Annotated in this window: 17 protein-coding genes, 1 tRNA gene and 1 pseudogene; 10 read left to right on the top strand and 9 right to left on the bottom strand. The window is 76.4% G+C overall.

Annotation, left to right across the window (positions count from 1 at the left end):
• The first annotated feature begins 40 nt into the window (after positions 1 to 40).
• Positions 41 to 190 (top strand): hypothetical protein, encoded by a 150-nt coding sequence (locus tag ACI79D_RS14290; RefSeq protein ID WP_456919083.1) that lies wholly within the window; start codon positions 41 to 43, stop codon positions 188 to 190.
• Positions 191 to 200: 10 nt separating this feature from the next.
• On the opposite strand, the gene selB is transcribed toward ACI79D_RS14290, so the two are convergent.
• The 3 genes from selB to ACI79D_RS14275 form a co-directional block, all read right to left on the bottom strand.
• A complete protein-coding gene (selB, locus tag ACI79D_RS14285; protein ID WP_456919122.1) occupies positions 201 to 1,943 on the bottom strand; it encodes a selenocysteine-specific translation elongation factor in 1,743 nt (580 codons plus the stop codon).
• A gap of 5 nt (positions 1,944 to 1,948) precedes the next feature.
• Positions 1,949 to 3,259 (bottom strand): L-seryl-tRNA(Sec) selenium transferase, encoded by a 1,311-nt coding sequence (gene selA / locus ACI79D_RS14280; protein WP_456919082.1) that lies wholly within the window; start codon positions 3,257 to 3,259, stop codon positions 1,949 to 1,951.
• 53 nt (positions 3,260 to 3,312) lie between these two features.
• A tRNA-OTHER gene (locus tag ACI79D_RS14275) sits at positions 3,313 to 3,408 on the bottom strand.
• Positions 3,409 to 3,486: 78 nt separating this feature from the next.
• Here ACI79D_RS14275 and ACI79D_RS14270 point away from each other — a divergent pair.
• From ACI79D_RS14270 to ACI79D_RS14235, 8 genes are all read left to right on the top strand, one after another.
• Positions 3,487 to 4,065 carry a helix-turn-helix transcriptional regulator gene (locus tag ACI79D_RS14270; RefSeq protein WP_456919081.1) on the top strand — a complete coding sequence of 193 codons (579 nt, stop codon included), beginning with the start codon at positions 3,487 to 3,489 and terminating at the stop codon, positions 4,063 to 4,065.
• 10 nt (positions 4,066 to 4,075) lie between these two features.
• Positions 4,076 to 5,083: a selenide, water dikinase SelD gene (gene selD / locus ACI79D_RS14265; RefSeq protein WP_456919080.1), complete on the top strand. Its 1,008-nt coding sequence runs from the start codon at positions 4,076 to 4,078 to the stop codon at positions 5,081 to 5,083.
• A 57-nt stretch (positions 5,084 to 5,140) separates the two neighbouring features.
• Positions 5,141 to 6,109 (top strand): zinc-binding dehydrogenase, encoded by a 969-nt coding sequence (locus ACI79D_RS14260; RefSeq protein WP_456919079.1) that lies wholly within the window; start codon positions 5,141 to 5,143, stop codon positions 6,107 to 6,109.
• A complete protein-coding gene (locus ACI79D_RS14255; protein WP_456919078.1) occupies positions 6,106 to 6,567 on the top strand; it encodes a YbaK/EbsC family protein in 462 nt (153 codons plus the stop codon). Before ACI79D_RS14260 ends, ACI79D_RS14255 begins: the two co-directional genes overlap by 4 nt.
• Before the next feature lie 14 nt (positions 6,568 to 6,581).
• Positions 6,582 to 6,890, top strand: a complete 309-nt coding sequence (locus ACI79D_RS14250) for a hypothetical protein (protein ID WP_456919077.1) — start codon at positions 6,582 to 6,584, stop codon at positions 6,888 to 6,890.
• A gap of 61 nt (positions 6,891 to 6,951) precedes the next feature.
• Positions 6,952 to 7,185, top strand: a complete 234-nt coding sequence (locus ACI79D_RS14245; protein WP_456919076.1) for a helix-turn-helix domain-containing protein — start codon at positions 6,952 to 6,954, stop codon at positions 7,183 to 7,185.
• A gap of 2 nt (positions 7,186 to 7,187) precedes the next feature.
• The gene (locus ACI79D_RS14240; protein ID WP_456919075.1) at positions 7,188 to 7,730 is read left to right on the top strand and encodes a Clp protease N-terminal domain-containing protein; all 543 of its coding nucleotides are present in this window, start codon (positions 7,188 to 7,190) and stop codon (positions 7,728 to 7,730) included.
• A 41-nt stretch (positions 7,731 to 7,771) separates the two neighbouring features.
• Positions 7,772 to 8,182: a VOC family protein gene (locus tag ACI79D_RS14235; protein WP_456919074.1), complete on the top strand. Its 411-nt coding sequence runs from the start codon at positions 7,772 to 7,774 to the stop codon at positions 8,180 to 8,182.
• Positions 8,183 to 8,194: 12 nt separating this feature from the next.
• Here ACI79D_RS14235 and ACI79D_RS14230 read toward each other — a convergent pair whose 3' ends face one another.
• Together ACI79D_RS14230 and lepA are read right to left on the bottom strand one after the other, a co-directional pair.
• Positions 8,195 to 8,851, bottom strand: a complete 657-nt coding sequence (locus tag ACI79D_RS14230; protein ID WP_456919073.1) for an MOSC domain-containing protein — start codon at positions 8,849 to 8,851, stop codon at positions 8,195 to 8,197.
• On the bottom strand, positions 8,848 to 10,692 hold the full coding sequence (gene lepA, locus ACI79D_RS14225) for a translation elongation factor 4 (protein ID WP_456919072.1): 1,845 nt from the start codon (positions 10,690 to 10,692) through the stop codon (positions 8,848 to 8,850). The genes ACI79D_RS14230 and lepA overlap by 4 nt, the downstream gene beginning before the upstream one ends.
• Positions 10,693 to 10,878: 186 nt before the next feature.
• Between lepA and rpsT the strand changes: the two genes are divergently transcribed.
• Positions 10,879 to 11,139 (top strand): 30S ribosomal protein S20, encoded by a 261-nt coding sequence (gene rpsT / locus ACI79D_RS14220; protein ID WP_456919071.1) that lies wholly within the window; start codon positions 10,879 to 10,881, stop codon positions 11,137 to 11,139.
• Positions 11,140 to 11,359: 220 nt separating this feature from the next.
• Here rpsT and holA read toward each other — a convergent pair whose 3' ends face one another.
• The 4 genes and pseudogenes from holA to ACI79D_RS14200 form a co-directional block, all read right to left on the bottom strand.
• Entirely contained in the window at positions 11,360 to 12,250 is an 891-nt protein-coding gene (holA, locus tag ACI79D_RS14215) for a DNA polymerase III subunit delta (RefSeq protein ID WP_456919070.1), read from the bottom strand.
• Between the two features lie 557 nt (positions 12,251 to 12,807).
• Positions 12,808 to 14,181: pseudogene (locus ACI79D_RS14210) on the bottom strand (ComEC/Rec2 family competence protein); the annotation flags it as partial.
• A 689-nt stretch (positions 14,182 to 14,870) separates the two neighbouring features.
• Positions 14,871 to 15,725: a helix-hairpin-helix domain-containing protein gene (locus ACI79D_RS14205; protein ID WP_456919069.1), complete on the bottom strand. Its 855-nt coding sequence runs from the start codon at positions 15,723 to 15,725 to the stop codon at positions 14,871 to 14,873.
• Positions 15,726 to 15,862: 137 nt separating this feature from the next.
• Positions 15,863 to 16,750, bottom strand: a complete 888-nt coding sequence (locus ACI79D_RS14200; RefSeq protein ID WP_456919068.1) for a DegV family protein — start codon at positions 16,748 to 16,750, stop codon at positions 15,863 to 15,865.
• Positions 16,751 to 16,785: the final 35 nt, after the last annotated feature.

Raw genomic sequence — 16,785 nt, 5'->3', positions numbered from 1 at the left:
CGCCCTTGCCCGGCACCGGCCCGCGCGGCACGCTGCGGCCATGACCGACCCGGACGACCACGAGCCCTACCGCCGGCTGCCCGACCCGGTCCGGCTCGAGGACCTCGTCGAGACCGTCGACACCTCCTCCGCGCCCGCCCGGGACGCCGCCGACGAGCGGGAGGTGCTGCTGCGCGAGGCGGGCGGCTGACCGCCCGGGCCTACCGCAGCCGGCGGGTGTTGTCGGGCAGCCGCTCGGTCACCCCGCGCGCGTCCAGCCACTCCATGAGCGGGACGGCGACCCGGCGGGTCGTCCCCCACGCCGACCGCGCCTGGCTCAGCGTGAACGGCGCCGGCACGCCGGCGAGCCGTTCCCGCGCCGCCCGCTCCACGCCCGGTGCCAGGTAGACGCCGTCGGCGATCCTGACCAGCTGCCCGTCGCGCACCGCGGCCGCCAGCTCCCGCGGGCCCAGCCCCGCCGCGGTCAGGTCCCCGGCCTCGGGGGCGGCGAACGGCTCGGCGGCCAGCCGGGTGCGCAGCGCGTCGACGGCCTGCTGCACCCGCGGCGGCAGCCCGGCGGCCGCGACCGCCACCCGACCCTCGCGCAGCGCCAGCGGCGGGCGCACGAGGGCCGGGACGAGCTCGTCGTCGGGGAGCTCCAGGGCCCGCCGGACGACGGCGATCGGCGGCCCGGCCTCCAGGGGACGCAGCTGCCGGTAGCGGCCGACCACCCCGGGCAGGGCCGCGGCCAGCTCGTCGACCAGGCCGGGAGCCAGCAGCCACGGCCCCACCTGCGTCGTCCCCTCGGGCACCGGCCAGCCCATCGCGGTGAAGTCCGCCGTCCGGACGACGCGGCGGCGGGCCAGGTCGGCGGCGGCGCCCGCGGCACCGGCGGGCTGCTCGGCCAGCTCCGCGGCCCGCGCCCGGGCGGCGCCCCGGCGGCGCAGCTCCGGCGGGTCGACGTCGCGGACGTCGGCGCCGAGCACCCGACGGGCACCCGGGTCGCGCAGCAGCAGCCGGTCGCCGACCCGCAGCGGCAGCGGGGCGGCCAGCCGCAGCCGCACCGCCGTCCCGTCCAGGGGCCGCAGGCGGGCGCCGACCGCCGCGGAGCCCACGTGCACCACGGCCTCGGCGGGCAGCCGCTCGGGCACGACGGCGAGGGTCACGTCGACGTCCTGGGTGGAGCGGAACGCGCCCGGGGTGAGCAGGGCGGCCCCGCGGGCGAGCTCCTCGACGGCGATGCCGCGCAGGTTGAGCGCCACCCGGGCGGTCGCGTCCGCCCGCTCCACCGGCTCCCCGAGCGAGTGCACCCCGCGGACGCCGACCTCCCGGTCCCCGATGCGCAGCCGGTCGCCGGCGGCCACGCTGCCGGCGGCGAGAGTGCCGGTGACCACCGTGCCCGCCCCCTTGATCGGGAAGGCCCGGTCGATCCACAGCCGCACCGGCGCGGTCCGGTCGGGCGCGGGCAGCCCGTCGAGCAGGGTCTCCAGCGCGGCGGCGACGTCCGGCACCCCGGCGCCGGTGGCCGCGCTGACCGCCACCCCTGACACCTCCCCCATCGACGTCCCGGCCAGCCGCTCGCGCGCGTCGGCGAGCACCGGGGCGGGGTCGGCGAGGTCGGCCTTGGTGACGGCGAGCAGCGCGTGCCGCACCCCGAGCGCGTCGAGGACGGCGACGTGCTCGGCGGTCTGCGCCGACCAGCCGTCGTCGGCCGCGACCACCACGAGCGCCGCGGGCACCGAGCCGACGCCGGCGAGCATGTTGCCGATGAACCGCTCGTGCCCCGGGACGTCGACGACCGCGAGCCGGCGACCCGAGGGCAGCGTCGTCCAGGCGAAGCCGAGGTCGATGGTCAGGCCGCGGCGGCGCTCCTCCTCCCACCGGTCGGGCTCCATGCCGGTCAGGGCGCGGACCAGCGTCGACTTGCCGTGGTCGACGTGCCCGGCGGTGGCGATCACGTCCATGCTGCTCACCGGCACCGCGCCGCCACCTCCAGCACCGCGCCGGCCAGGGCGTCGTCGGCCGAGGGCGGCAGGCTCCGCAGGTCGAGCAGGGTGCGGTCGTCGGCCACGTAGCCGACGACCGGCGGCGTGCCCGCGCGCAGCGGCTCGGCGAACCCCGCGGGCAGCGAGACGGCGGCGCTGGGCAGCGGGTGCTCCGGCGCTCCTCCCCCGCCGACCCTCGCCTGCGAGTCGACCGCGACCGCGTCGACGCCGTCAGCAGTGAGCCGGGCGGCCAGGTCCTCGGCCCGGCGGCGCAGGCCCGCGACGTCGGCGGCGAGCATCTGCTGCACCGGCGGCAGCGGGCCGCGCAGCGTGGCCTCCAGGGCGGCCAGGGTGGTCTTGTCCACCCGCAGCGCCCGGTAGAGCGGGTGCCGGCGCAGCCGCTTGACCAGGTCGGCCCGGCCCAGCACCAGCCCGGCCTGCGGACCGCCGAGCAGCTTGTCCCCGCTGGCCAGCACCAGGTCGGCGCCGTCGGCGAGGGTGGTCTGCAGGTCCGGCTCGTCGGGCAGCGCCGGGTGCGGGCGCAGCAGCCCCGAGCCGACGTCGGCCACCAGTGGCACCCCGCTGTTGCCCAGCCCCGCCGAGAGCTCGGCGACCGACACCGACCGGGTGAAGCCCCGGACGACGAAGTTCGACGGGTGGACCTTGAGCACCGCGCCGGTCTCCTCGTGGAGGGCGTCGCGGTAGTCGTCGAGGGTCACCCGGTTCGTCGTCCCCACCTCGCGCAGCCGTGCGCCGGTGGCGGCCAGCAGCTCGGGGATGCGGAACCCGTCGCCGATCTCGACCAGCTCGCCCCGGGCGATGACCAGTTCCCCGCCGAGGGCGGTGGCGACGAGGGCCAGTGCGGCGGCGCAGTTGTTGACGACCAGCGCGGCCTCGGCGGCCGGCACGGCGGCGAGCAGCGCCGCCAGCGCCGCCTCCCCGCGCGGACCCCTGCGGCCGGTGGTCAGGTCCAGCTCGACGTCGGTGGTGCCGCTCGCGGCGGCGACCGCCTCCACCGCCGCCGGCGACAGCGGTGACCGGCCGAGGTTGGTGTGCACGAGCACCCCGGTCGCGTTGAGCACCGGGCGCAGGCTGCTCGCCGTCGCCGGAAGGGTCGCCAGGACCGCGGCGACGGCGCCGTCGGGGGGCACCGCCCCCTCGCGGACCCGCTGCTGCACCTCCTGGACGGCGGCTTTGACCAGCTCGCGCCCCAGCCGCTCGGCGGCGGCGGCCAGTTGGGGGTCGGCGAGCAGCGTGTCGGTGCGCGGCACCTGCCGCCGCGGGTCGGCGCTCATCGACTGCGGAGCGTATGCGCAGGGCGGGCGGGTTGACGGGACAGCGGGGACGTTGGCGGAGGCGGACGGGAATCGAACCCGCCTGACCGAGGTGCTCGGCCACGTCGGCTTTAGAGGCCGCGGGGGCCACCAGGCGCCCTGACGCCTCCGCCGGGCAGCTTACGTGCACGCCCGCGCCCGCCGCGGCGATCCCGGAACTGTCGGAGGTCCCTGCCAGCATCCCGGTCGTGAAGCGCACCCAGCCCCGCGCCACCCAGCTGCCGCCGGTCACCCTCACCCCGGAGGAGGCGGCGGCCGTCGCGGCCGCGCTCGCCGCCCGCCCCGACGGCCCGTTCGCCGCCGCCGGGCGGACGGCGCTGGAGAAGGTCCTCGACGCCCTCGAGCCCGATCCGCGCCGGCGCGCCCGGCTGGCCGCGTCCACGCGGTGGGTGAGCGACGACGCCCGCCGCGCCGCCGAGCTCCGGTCGGCCCTCGAGCAGGCGGTGACCCGGCGGCGGGTCCTGGTCCTGCGGTACCGCGACGGCGAGGGGGTCGTCTCGCGGCGCGCGGTGGAGCCGCAGCTGCTCGCCCGCAGCGGCCGGCACTGGTTCCTCGTGGCCTGGTGCCGGGAGCGGCAGGCGCTGCGCTGGTTCCGGGAGGACCGCATCGAGGGCGCCGAGCCCACGGAGGAGACCGCCGCCCGGCGTGACCTGACCGGCCTGGGCGCCCCGCCGGCCGACACCCACCCGGCGGGCCGGCGGTTGGGCGGCGCCCCGGCGGCGACGGCAGCACCCCGGCTGCGGGTGCTCCCGGGCGGCCGGGCCTAGATTCGCACGCGTGACCACCGCTCCCGCCCGCGTCCGGCTCACCCAGTACGCACACGGCGGCGGCTGCGCCTGCAAGATCCCGCCCGGCGAGCTCGAGGCCGTCGTCGCGGGCCTCACCGCCGCCGGGCCGGTCGACCCGGCCGCCGAGCTCGTGGTCGGGCTGGACGACGGCGATGACGCGGCGGTGGTCCGCATCGCCGGGGGCCAGGGGCTGGTCCTCACCACCGACTTCTTCACCCCGGTCGTCGACGACGCGCACACGTTCGGCCGGATCGCCGCGGCCAACGCGCTCTCCGACGTCTACGCGATGGGCGGCACCCCGGTCGTCGCGGTCAACCTGCTCGGCTGGCCGCGCGACGTGCTGCCCGCCGAGCTCGCCGCCGAGGTGCTGCGCGGCGGGCTGGAGGTCGCCCAGGAGGCCGGCTGCCACGTCGGCGGGGGGCACTCCATCGACGACCCCGAGCCGAAGTACGGCATGGCGGTCACCGGCGTCGTCGACGTCGACCGGCTGATCACCAACTCCGCCGCCGTCGCGGGGACGCCGCTGTCGTTGACCAAGCCGCTGGGCGTCGGGGTGCTCAACAGCCGGATGAAGGCGACCGGCGAGGTGTCGGAGGAGGCGGTCGCCTCGATGACGACGCTCAACCGCGACGCCGGGCGGGCCGCGGTGGCGGCGGGCATCCGGGCCGGCACCGACGTCACCGGCTTCGGCCTGCTGGGCCACCTGTACAAGATGGCCCGCGCCAGCGGCGTGACCGCGGTGGTCGACGCGGCCGCCGTCCCGTACCTGGCCGGGGCGCGGGAGGCGCTGGCCGACGGCTTCGTCTCCGGCGGCACGCGGCGCAACCTCGACTGGGTGCGCCCGCACACCGACCTGTCGGCGGTATCCGAGGACGACGCGCTGTTGCTGGCCGACGCGCAGACCTCCGGCGGGCTGCTGCTGGCCGGCGAGGTGCCGGGCGCCCCGGTGATCGGCGAGTTCGTGCCGCGGCAGGAGTACGTCGTCGTCGTGAGGTGACCCGGCGGTCGGACGGCCCCGTCGCAGCAGGTGGGTGACCTCCGTTACGGTCCGGGCATGCTGGCTGCCTTCGTCTCCACGCCCGCCCCGAAGGACCCGCTCTCCGTGCTGGAGATCGGCGAGCGCCCCGAGCCGGAGGCGCCCGACGGCTGGACGACGGTGCAGGTGAAGGCGGCGTCGCTCAACCACCACGACCTGTTCAGCCTGCGCGGGGTCGGGCTGCCGCAGGAGCGGATGCCGATGATCCTCGGCACCGACGCGGCCGGCCTCGACGAGGACGGCAACGAGGTCATCGTGCACGGCGTCGTGGCCAGCCCCGGTTGGACCGGTGACGAGACCCTCGACCCCAAGCGGAGCCTGTTCTCCGAGCTGCACCAGGGCACGATGGCCGAGCGGGTCGCCGTCCCCCGGCGCAACCTGGTGCCCAAGCCCGCCGAGCTCTCCTTCGCCGAGGCCGCCTGCCTGCCCACCGCATGGCTGACCGCCTACCGGATGCTGTTCGTCAAGTCCGGCCTGCGTCCCGGTGCCACCGTGCTGGTGCAGGGCGCCAGCGGCGGGGTCGCCACGGCCCTGGTCGCCCTCGGCCGCGCCGCCGGCTACCGGATGTGGGTCACCGCCCGCAGCGAGGACAAGCGCCAGGCCGCGCTGGCCCTCGGCGCCGACCAGGCCTTCGAGACCGGCGCGCGGCTGCCGGAGCGGGTCGACGGGGTCATGGAGAGCGTCGGCGAGGCGACCTGGAGCCACAGCGTCAAGTCGCTGCGGCCGGGCGGGGTCATCGTGACCTGCGGGGCGACCACCGGCTTCAACCCCGGCGCCGAGCTCAACAGGGTCTTCTTCACCCAGCTGTCGGTGATCGGCTCGACGATGGGCACCCGCGACGAGCTGGAGTCGCTGGTGCGGATGTGCGCGGTGACCGGCGTCCGCCCGGTGATCGACGTCGAGCTGCCCCTGGACAAGGCGCGCGAGGGCTTCGAGCGGATGGAGCAGGGCCGCACCGCCGGCAAGATCGTCTTCACGGTCCCGTGAGCCCGGTCGACCGGGTGGTCGCCGCGCTGCACGCGGCCGGCGTCGAGGCCGACGTGCGCCGCTTCGACGTCCCGGTGCCCACGGCGGCCGCCGCGGCCGAGGCGCTCGGCTGCCCGGTCGGGGCCATCGCCAACAGCCTGGTCTTCGACGCCGACGGCGCCCCGCTGCTCGTGCTCGCCAGCGGGGCGCACCGGGTGGACACCGCCGAGGTGGCGGCGCTGGTGGGCGCGGCCCGCGTGCGCCGGGCGAGCCCGGAGTTCGTCGCCGCGGCGACCGGCCAGGAGGTGGGCGGGGTCGCCCCGACCGGGCACCCGGCGCCGGTGCGCACCGTCGTGGACGTCGACCTGGCCGCGTACCCGCTGCTCTGGGCCGGCGGCGGCGACCACCACACGATGTTCTCCGTGACCTACGCCGACCTGCTGCGGCTGACCGGTGGCGAGGAGGCCGCCGTCGCCTGAGGGGAGCAACTCCGGTGATCGCCCGCATCTGGCGGGGCTGGGTCCGCACCGAGGACCGCGACGCCTACGCCGCCTACATCGACGAGACCGGCATCGCCCACTACCGGCGGACGCCGGGCAACGAGGGCGCGCACATGCTGCTGCGCGACCTCGACGACGGCCGGACCGAGGTCGTCACGCTGAGCTTCTGGACGTCCTACGACGCCGTCCGCGCGTTCGCCGGGGACGACGTGAGCGCCGCGGTCTTCTACCCCGAGGACGACCGCTACCTGGTCGACCGCGAGGTCACCGTCACCCACTACGAGGTCCACGAGACCCGCTGACGGCGCGGACGCCTGTCAAAGTGGGTTGACACAGCCGTCAGAGTCAACTTAAGTTGACGGCATGGCCGACACGACACAGGTGGCCTCCGCCGCCAGCAGCCGCGACCCCGCCGTCGGGCTGAAGGCGGTGCGCGCGCTCCGCACCCTCGTGGAGCGACTGGAGGCCCTCCAGGTGGACAACGCCCGCGACCAGGGCTGGACGTGGGAGCAGATCGCCCAGCTGCTCGGCGTCACCCGCCAGGCGGTGCACAAGAAGTACGCCGGCGGCCGCGGGCCGCTCCGACGGAAGGACTGACCGTGTTCGAACGCTTCACCACCGACGCCCGCGAGACCGTCGTCCGCGCCCAGCACGAGGCCCGGGAGCTCCGGCACGGGACCATCGGCACCGAGCACCTGCTGCTCGCCCTCTTCGACCTGCCGTGGACACCGACGGCACAGGTCCTCGGCCGGCACGGGCTGACCCGCGAGCAGGTGGTCGCGGCGGTCACCGCGCTGGTCGGCCGCGACGACCTGGACGCCGACGCGCTGCGCGCGGTCGGGATCGACCTGGACGCCGTGCGCGACCGGGTCGAGGCGACCTTCGGCCCGGGGGCGCTCGACGAGCGCCCGGGCGGCCGGGCCAAGGGCGGCCACATCCCCTTCTCGCCGCGCGCCAAGAAGGTGCTGGAGCTGTCGCTGCGCGAGGCGGTCGCCCAGCGGTCGCGGACCATCCGCGAGGGGCACATCGCCCTCGGGCTGCTCTGCGAGGGGCAGGGACTGGCGGTGAAGGTGCTGCACGACCGCGGGGTCGACCTGGCCGCGCTGCGGCGGGACCTCGAGGCCACCCTGGCCGCCGCCTGACCGGTCCCGACCTGTCACCTGCACGTGCGACGGTGCCGGGCATGGAGATCCTCTTCGTCGCCAGCACCAGCGTCATCACGCCCGACCCGGTCGAGAGTCGTCGGCTCTACGTGGATGCCCTGGGGCTGCCCCTCGAGCGCCTCGACGGCGAGTACTTCGCCAGCGAGCACATCGACGGCAGCAGGCACTTCGGGGTGTGGCCGCTCGCCCAGGCCGCGGTGGCCTGTTTCGGTACGCCGGACTGGCCGGCCGACCACCCGGTCCCGCAGGCGAGCATCGAGTTCGAGCTGGCCGACGAGGCCGCGGTGACCAGCGGCGCGGCGGAGCTGGAGGCCGCCGGCCACCGGCTCCTGCACGGGGCCCGGACGGAGCCGTGGGGGCAGACGGTCGCTCGGCTGCAGTCCCCGGAGGGACTGGTCGTCGGGCTGTCCTTCGCGCCGTGGATGCACTGAGGCCCGGCGCGGTCAGACCCCGGCGCCGGTCCGTGCGGCGATCTTGGCCGCGATCTTGTCCCGCGTGCGCTCGGGCAGGTGGCGGACAGCGGGGCCCAGCTCGGGCAGCCGGTGCTTCTGCGTGGTGTAGGCGCGGAACGCCAGCCCGACGGTGACCCCGTGGCCGGGGCGGTGGACGACGTCGACGCGATCGCCGGCGCCGACCTCCCCGGCCTCCAGCACCCGCAGGTAGGCCCCGCTCGTGCCGCGCGCGGTGAACCGCCTGACCAGCTGCGGCACGCCCCAGAACCGCTCGAAGTTGGCGCACGGGATCCGCGGGTCGGTCACCTCGAGCAGGGCCGTCCCGACCCGCCACTGCTCGCCGAGCAGCGCGCCGGTGAGGTCGAGCCCCGCCGTCCGCAGGTTCTCGCCGAACCGGCCGGGCGGCAGGTCGCGACCGAGCTCGGCGGCCCACCAGTCGGCGTCCTCCTGCGCGTAGGCGTAGACCGCCTGGCCCTCGCCGCCGTGGTACCGGCGGTTGACCTGGACGTCGCCGTCCAGGCCGAGCCGCTCGACGGCGACCCGGCCGGCGACCGGCCGCTTGTCGATCCCGCTGCGGTTGGGACGCCGGTCGGGCAGCGGCAGCAGGTCGGGACCGGAGACGCAGACGGCCTCGAGCCGCCCGCTCACTTCTTGGAGGTGGTGGGCTCGTTGGTGGAGAGGGCGGCGACGAACGCCTCCTGGGGGACCTCGACGCGGCCCACCATCTTCATCCGCTTCTTGCCCTCCTTCTGCTTCTCCAGCAGCTTGCGCTTGCGGGTGATGTCACCGCCGTAGCACTTGGCCAGGACGTCCTTGCGGATGGCGCGGACCGTCTCGCGGGCGATCACCCGGGAGCCGACGGCGGCCTGGATCGGCACCTCGAACTGCTGCCGCGGGATGAGCTCGCGCAGCTTGCCGGCCATCATCACGCCGTAGCTGTAGGCCTTGTCCTTGTGCACGATCGCGCTGAACGCGTCGACGGCCTCGCCCTGGAGCAGGATGTCCACCTTCACCAGCGAGGACTCCTGCTCGCCGGCCTCGGCGTAGTCGAGCGAGGCGTAGCCGCGGGTGCGGGACTTCAGCGCGTCGAAGAAGTCGAAGATGATCTCGCCCAGCGGCAGCGTGTAGCGCAGCTCGACCCGCGACTCGGACAGGTAGTCCATCCCGCCGAGCTGGCCGCGCCGGCTCTGGCACAGCTCCATGATCGCGCCGGTGTAGTCGCTGGGGGCGATGATCGTGGCGCTGACGACCGGCTCGAAGACCTTGTCGATCTTACCCTCGGGCCAGTCGCTGGGGTTGGTCACGGTGATCTCCGAGCCGTCCTCCATCACCACCCGGTAGACGACGTTCGGCGCGGTGGAGATCAGGCTGATGCCGGCCTCACGCTCCAGCCGCTCGCGGACGATCTCCAGGTGCAGCAGGCCGAGGAAGCCGACGCGGAAGCCGAAGCCCAGGGCCGCGGAGGTCTCCGGCTCGTAGGTCAGCGCGGCGTCGTTGAGCAGCAGCTTGTCCAGCGCCTCGCGCAGCAGCGGGTACTCGCTGCCGTCGATCGGGTAGAGCCCGGAGTACACCATCGGCTTGGGGTCGCGGTACCCGCCGAGGGACTCGGTGGCCGGCTTGTGCTGCAGGGTGACGGTGTCGCCGACTCGGGACTGGCGGACGTCCTTCACCCCGGTGATGAAGTAGCCGACCTCGCCGACGCCGAGGCTCTCGACCGGCTTGGGCTCCGGGGAGATCACCCCGATCTCCAGCAGCTCGTGGGTCGCGCCGGTCGACATCATCTTGATCCGGTCGCGGGCGGCGATCCGGCCGTCGACGACGCGGACGTAGGTGATGACGCCGCGGTAGATGTCGTAGACGGAGTCGAAGATCATCGCGCGGGCCGGGGCGTCGGCGTCGCCCTCCGGGGCGGGGATCTGGTCGACGATCGCGTCGAGCAGCGCGGGGACGCCCTCACCGGTCTTGCCGCTGACGCGCAGGACGTCGTCCGGGTCGCAGCCGATGATGTGCGCGAGCTCGGCCGCGTACTTCTCCGGCTGGGCGGCCGGGAGGTCGATCTTGTTGAGCACCGGGATGATCGTGAGGTCGTTCTCCATGGCCAGGTACAGGTTGGCCAGGGTCTGGGCCTCGATGCCCTGGGCGGCGTCGACCAGCAGCACCGCACCCTCGCAGGCGGCCAGCGACCGGGACACCTCGTAGGTGAAGTCGACGTGGCCCGGGGTGTCGATCATGTGCAGCACGTGGGCGGTGCCCGCGTGGTCGCCGGCGTTCGGCGTCCACGGCAGGCGCACGTTCTGCGCCTTGATGGTGATGCCGCGCTCGCGCTCGATGTCCATGCGGTCGAGGTACTGAGCACGCATCTGCCGCGCCTCGATGATCCCGGTGACCTCGAGCATCCGGTCGGCCAGCGTCGACTTGCCGTGGTCGATGTGGGCGATGATGCAGAAGTTCCGGATGCGGGCCGGGTCGGTGTAGGCGGGAGTCGTCACAGTGCTCCCATCGTCCCACGGCTCGGTGCCTCGTCCAGCGATCGGCCGGTCCGGGCCGGTCTACCCGCGGGTTGGGGTCGCACGCCCGACGCTGGTATCTTGGCAGACCGGTCCGCCGACGCACGCCGTCGCGACGGACGCACTGTCAGAAGTACTCCCTCCCGAGAGACAACCCGAGGCTCACGCGTGGCGAACATCAAGTCCCAGATGAAGCGGATCAAGACCAACGAGAAGGCGCGTCAGCGCAACGTTGCCGTCAAGTCCGCCCTGAAGACGGCCGTCCGGCGCGTCCGGACCGCGGCCGCGTCCGGGGACGCCGCCGCCGCGCAGGATGCCCTGAAGACCGCCAGCAAGGCGCTCGACAAGGCTGCCAGCAAGGGCATCATCCACAAGAACCAGGCCGCGAACCGCAAGTCGGGTCTGGCCAAGCAGGTCGCCGGCCTCTGAGCCGGCGCACCGCGCACCCGCGCGGTCCGCGACGAGAGCCCCCCTCCCCCACCGGGACGGGGGCTCTCGTCGTCTTCGGGGACGTCTGCGCCTGTCGGGGCCCCGGCGTCCTGGGGCTCGCGTCGCCTCCGGGGCTCGCCCCGTCCCGCGGGCCGGTCGCGGGCTCGGTGACCCCGCCGGGCAGGACCCGGCGCGCCCGGTCAGACCCGGCCGCGCCCGGTCAGACCCGGCCGCGGCCGGTCTCCCGGCGGATGGCGACGATCCGGCGCACGGCGCGCTCCAGCGCGTAGTCGGCGCTGGCCGCCACGCCCTTGACGTCGGCGTTGAGCTCCGCGGCGACGCCGACCGCCTGCTGCAGGCCCTCGATGCTCCAGCCCCGCGCCTGGGCCTGCGCCTTCTTCACCTTCCACGGCGGCATCTTCAGCGTGCGCGCCAGCTCCCCGGGGTTGGTGCTGCGCAGTGCGCTCACCCGCGCCGCGGTGCGGACGCCGTCGGCGATGGCGTCGGCGATGAGGACGTGGGCGACGCCCCGCTGCAGCGCCCAGCGCAGCATCTCCAGCGACCCCTGCCGGTCGCCGACGAGCACGCGCTCCGCGACGGTGAAGCCGCTGACCTCGGCCTGCCCGCGGTGGAAGCGGGCGACGGCGTCGGCGTCGACGGTGCCGCCGAAGTCGGAGACGAGCTGGGCGGCAGCCGCCGACAGCTGGCGCAGGTCGGCGCCGATCGCCTCCACCAGGGCGCTGGCCGCGTCGGGGGTGATCCGCCCACCCGCCGTCCGGACCTCGTTGCGCACGAACGCGATGCGGTCCCCCACCGAGCTGACCTTCGGGCAGTCGTCGAACGCGGCGCCGGCGGCCTTGAACGCCTTGAGCAGCGCCTCGTTGCGCTTGCCGCCGTGGTGCACGACCACCAGCGTGAGATCGGGGTCCGAGTCCTTCGTGTAGGCGGTCAGTGCATCGGCCAGCGCGCCGGCGGCCTCGTGGACCCCGGTGACCACCACGAGCCGGTGTTCGCCGAACAGCGAGGGCGCGAGCACGTCGGCCAGCTGACCCACCGGCAGGCCCGCGGCGGGCAGCTCGTGCACCTCGGCCTCGGGGTGGCGCTCGAGCACGGCGGCCCGGACGGCGGAGACCGCGCGGGAGCGCAGCAACTCCTCCTCGCCCACCACGGCGCGCAGTCGGGATGTCGGCGCGGGAGGTGCGGCAGCCACACCGGCATGGTCCCACGCGGCGGTGACGGTCCCGGTGAGCCGCGACCCGTGCCGCCCGGGCCGACGCGCGGTCCGGCCCGGCCGCGCACGGCCGAAGCCCGGCCGCGGACGGGAGCACCCCGGCCGCGGCGTGGTGGCGCCCCGGCCACCACCGACGGCACCCCCGGCGCAGAGCCCGCCGGCACGGCCACGGACTGCCCCGGCTCACGACCGCGGGCGGCCACCCCCCACGCGCCGGCGTCACCGGCGACGGCGAGGTCCCCCTCCCGGTCGGTGCGGTGCACCCGCATGCCGTCCTGCGTGAGCCACGACAGGACGCGCGCGGTGGGGTGCCCGTAGGTGTTGTCGGCCCCGACCGAGACCAGTGCCACCCGGGCACCGGTTGCGGCGAGGAAGCCACGGTCGGCGTCCGCGCTGCCGTGGTGCGGCACCTTGAGCACGTCCGCGCTCAGGTCCACGCCGCGGGCGACGATGCGCGCCTGCGCCTCGCCGCCGAGGTCGCCGGTGAGCAACACCCGCACGCCGTGGCGGGTGACCCGCACGACCAGGGACAGGTCGTTGGGCTCGGCCGCGGCCGTGGCCAGCTCCGGCGGCGGGGCCAGCACCTCGATCACGGCGTCCCCCACGGTGCGGCGCTCGCCGGGGACGAGCAGGACCCGCTCCGCCCCGGCCTCGCGCGTGGCGTCGGCCAGCGGGCCGGCGCGGTCGTCGGCCGGGGAGAGCGTCCCCGTGGCGACCACACCGACCGACCGCCCCGACAGCGCGCCGGCGAGGCCACCGGCGTGGTCGGCGTCCAGGTGGCTGAGCAGGACCAGCGGCAGGCGGTCGATGCCCAGCCGGTCGAGGCAGCGGTCGACCGGCCCCACCTCCGGCCCGGCGTCGACGAGCACCCCCTCCCCCGGCCCGGTCGGCACCACCAGCGCATCGCCCTGGCCGACGTCACAGGCGACCACGACCGTGCTGTCCGGCGGCCACCCCCGGGTCAGCTGGCGGACCGGCCAGCCCAGCACCACCGCACCGACGAGGGCGGCCAGCGCCAGCGGCCGCGCCCGGGGGAACCGCCAGAGCAGCCAGGCGCAGGCGAACAGCAGCAGCGTCAGCAGGACGGCGCCCCTCGTGCCGACCGGCCAGCCCAGCGCGCCGTCGGGCAGGGCCGCCGCCCGCTCGGCCACGAGGACCAGCCAGCGGACCGGCCACCCGGCCAGCCAGACCAGCACGTCGCCCAGCGGCGGGACCACGACCGCGGCCAGCGCCGCCAGCAGCCCCAGCACGGTGGCCACGGGCACCGCCGGTGCGGCGAGCAGGTTCGCCGGCAGGGAGACGGGGCTGACCACGCCGGACAGTGCTGCGACCAGGGGCGCGGTGGCCAGCCCGGCGGCTGCCGCGACGGCCACCGCGTCGGCGACCGAGCGCGGCCAGCCGCGGTCGCGGAGCCGCCGCGCCCAGGTCCGCGCGAGCAGGACGATCGCGGCCGTCGCCGCGACCGACAGGGCGAAGCCGGCATCGCGGGCGAGGCCGGGGGCGACCAGCAGGAGCACGACCACGGCCCCGAGGAGCGCCGGGAGGGCCACCCGCGAGCGACCGCTCGCGAGCGCCAGGAGGGTCACTGCGCCCATCGCCGCCGCCCGCACCACGCTGGCGCTGGGACGGGCCAGCAGGACGAAGCCGACCAGGGCCGCCGCGGCCACGAGGGCCTGCACCCGCCGGTCGACGGCGCGCCGGCGCAGCGGGGCCAGCACGCCGGTGAGCACGATGGCGACGTTCGCGCCGGAGACGGCGGTGAGGTGCGCGAGGCCGGCGCGGCGGAAGTCCTCGACGAGCACCGGGTCCATGGCGCGGGTGTCGCCGACGACCAGGCCGGGAAGCAGGCCGCCCGGCCGCGGGTCGAGGACGCGGAGCGAGCTCTCGGCGAGGCCGTCGCGCAGGGCTCCGGCGGCCCGCTGCTCCCACGGCGGGGCCCCGAGCACCGCCGGTGGCCCCCGCGCCGACAGGCGGGCCACCAGCCCCTCCGCGGCGTCGGCCGGCGTCACGGTCGCCCGCACCCGCACGGACTGGCCGGGGAGCAGCCCGAGCCACTCCTCCGCGGGGGCGAAGAGGACGACGTCGTCCTCCAGGCCGATCGGGGTGCCCCCGTCGGCCAGCCGTGTGACGGTCGCCTCGGTGACCGCCCGGGCCGGCCCGACGCCGCGCACCGGCCGGGGGTCACCGGTCAGCACGAGGTCGACCAGCACGGTCCGCCGTCCCTCGGCGACCGCGTTCAGCGGGGAGGCGTCCCGGGCGGCCGCACGGACGGCGGCGGTCGTGGCGGTGACGGCCACGGCCGCGAGCACGCCGAGCAGCACCACCGCCCACGTCGTGCGGCACCGCCGCGCGAGCAGGGCAGCCGCCACCGTGGCGACCAGCGCCGCAGCGGCCAGGCCGGCGGCGCTGGTCGCCGGAGCCAGCAGCGTGGTGAGCCAGACCGCCGCGGCGACGGGCGCCAGCCGCAGGTCGATCCACGCCCACCGCGCGGAGGGCACGCTCACACGGTCACCAGCTCGGCCAGTTCCGCGTAGGTGGACGGGCCGATCCCCGGGACGTCGTCGAGCTGCTCGACGCTGGCGAACCGGCCCTGTTGCTCGCGGTGGTCGACGATGCGCTGGGCCAGCACCGGCCCGATGCCCGGCAGCGCGTCGAGGTCCGCGACGGTCGCCGTGTTGAGGTCCACGAGTCCGGTCCCGGCGGTCCCTGCCGCGGCCGGACCGGCGGGCGCCGCACCGGGCACCCCCACGGCGACCTGCTGGCCGTCGCTCACCACGGCGGCGAGGTTGACCGAGGCGGGGTCGGCCTCCGGCAGCAGGCCGCCGGCGGCGGTGACCGCGTCGGCGACGCGCGCCCCCGCGGGGAGGGTGACCAGCCCGGGCCGGGAGACCAGGCCCACCACCGAGACCACGACCGTCGGGGACGCGTCGGCCGCCATCCCGACCGAGGGCGTGGCGGGGGCCGTGGACGACGTGGACGGCGCCGCGGACGTCGGCGCGGGAGCCGGTTCCACCCGCGGACGGTCCACCCAGGTCCCCGCCGCCACGGCGAGCGCCGCGAGCACCCCTGCCACCCACAGCGCCCACACGCCGCGCCGTCCCGGGCCGAGCCGGACGGCGGTGCCCGGAGCGCGGTGCCGGCCGATGCCGTCGGGCAGTCCCGGGTCCGGTTCCTCCTCAGGCCGGCCCGGTTCGGGGAGCTCGTCGCCGTCCGCGCCGTCGGGGTCGTCGTCGACGTGGTCGTCGGGCTCGTCGTCGGGGACCCAGCCCCGCGCGCGCCCACCCTCGTCGAGGAGGACACGCAGGCGCGCGCGGATCAGATCGGCGTCGTCGCTGCGGCGGAGAGGGAGGTGCACCGGCCGGACGCTAGGCAGCGTGGCCGCGGTGCGGCCGGGTCGCGGGGCGACTGTGGACGGAGGCCGCGCCTGTGGACGGACCGGCCACCGGCGGAACGGGTCGGGTGCAGGCTGCGCGGGTGCTCCTGCTCCGCGTCTCAGTCCGCCGGCTGCTCGCCCTCCTGCTGCAGGAGCGGCACCGACGCCGGCGCCACGACCAGTCCGACGGCCCCCGGCCCGACGTGCGCACCGATCGCCGCCCCGAGCTCGCTGACGTACAGCTCCCGCAGCCCGGGCAGCCGGTCCCGCAGCTCGCGGGCCAGCCGCTCGGCGCGGTCGGGTGCGGCCAGGTGGTGGACGGCGACCGACACCGGTCCCCCGTCCGCGGCCTCCACGCCGCGCTGGACCAGACGCGTCAGCGCCCGCGCCGTCGTGCGGACCTTCTCAAGGGGGACCACCCGCCCCTCCGCGACGTGCAGCACCGGCTTGACCGCCAGCGCGGTTCCGATCATCGAGGCCGCGGCCCCGATGCGGCCGCCGCGCCGCAGGTGCTCGAGGGTGTCGACCACGAAGAGGGTGCGCGTCGCGGCGGCCGTCTCCCGCGCCCTGGCCGCGACGGTCGCCGCGTCCTCGCCGGCCGCCGCCGCCCGGGCGGCGGCGACGACCGCGAACCCGCTGCCCATGGCGGCCGACCGGGAGTCGACCACGGTGACGATGTGCTCACCGACCTGCGCGGCGGCCAGACGCGCCGCGTCGACGGTGCCCGACAGCTCCGCCGACAGGTGCACCGAGACGATCCGCTCGGCTCCCTCGGCCAGTCGCCGGCGGTAGACGCCGACGAAGTCCCCGGGGGTCGGCCGGGAGGTGGAGACGGTCTGCCCGCGGGCGCCGAGGGCACGGGCCACGTCTGCCGGGCTGATCTCCGCCCCCTCCCGGCCCGAGTGGCCGGCCATGACCACGTAGAGCGGGACGACCTCGACCGAGTACTGCTCGACCAACCGGGCAGGCAGGTAGGCCGTGGAGTCGGTGACCACGGCGACGGACACCCGGCGAGGCTAGCTGGCCGCCGACGCGTACCGGC

Source organism: Geodermatophilus sp. SYSU D00708 (genome assembly GCF_054050115.1).
The sequence above is the reverse complement of the archived record's forward strand: the minus strand, read 5'-3'. Positions and strand labels throughout refer to the sequence as shown.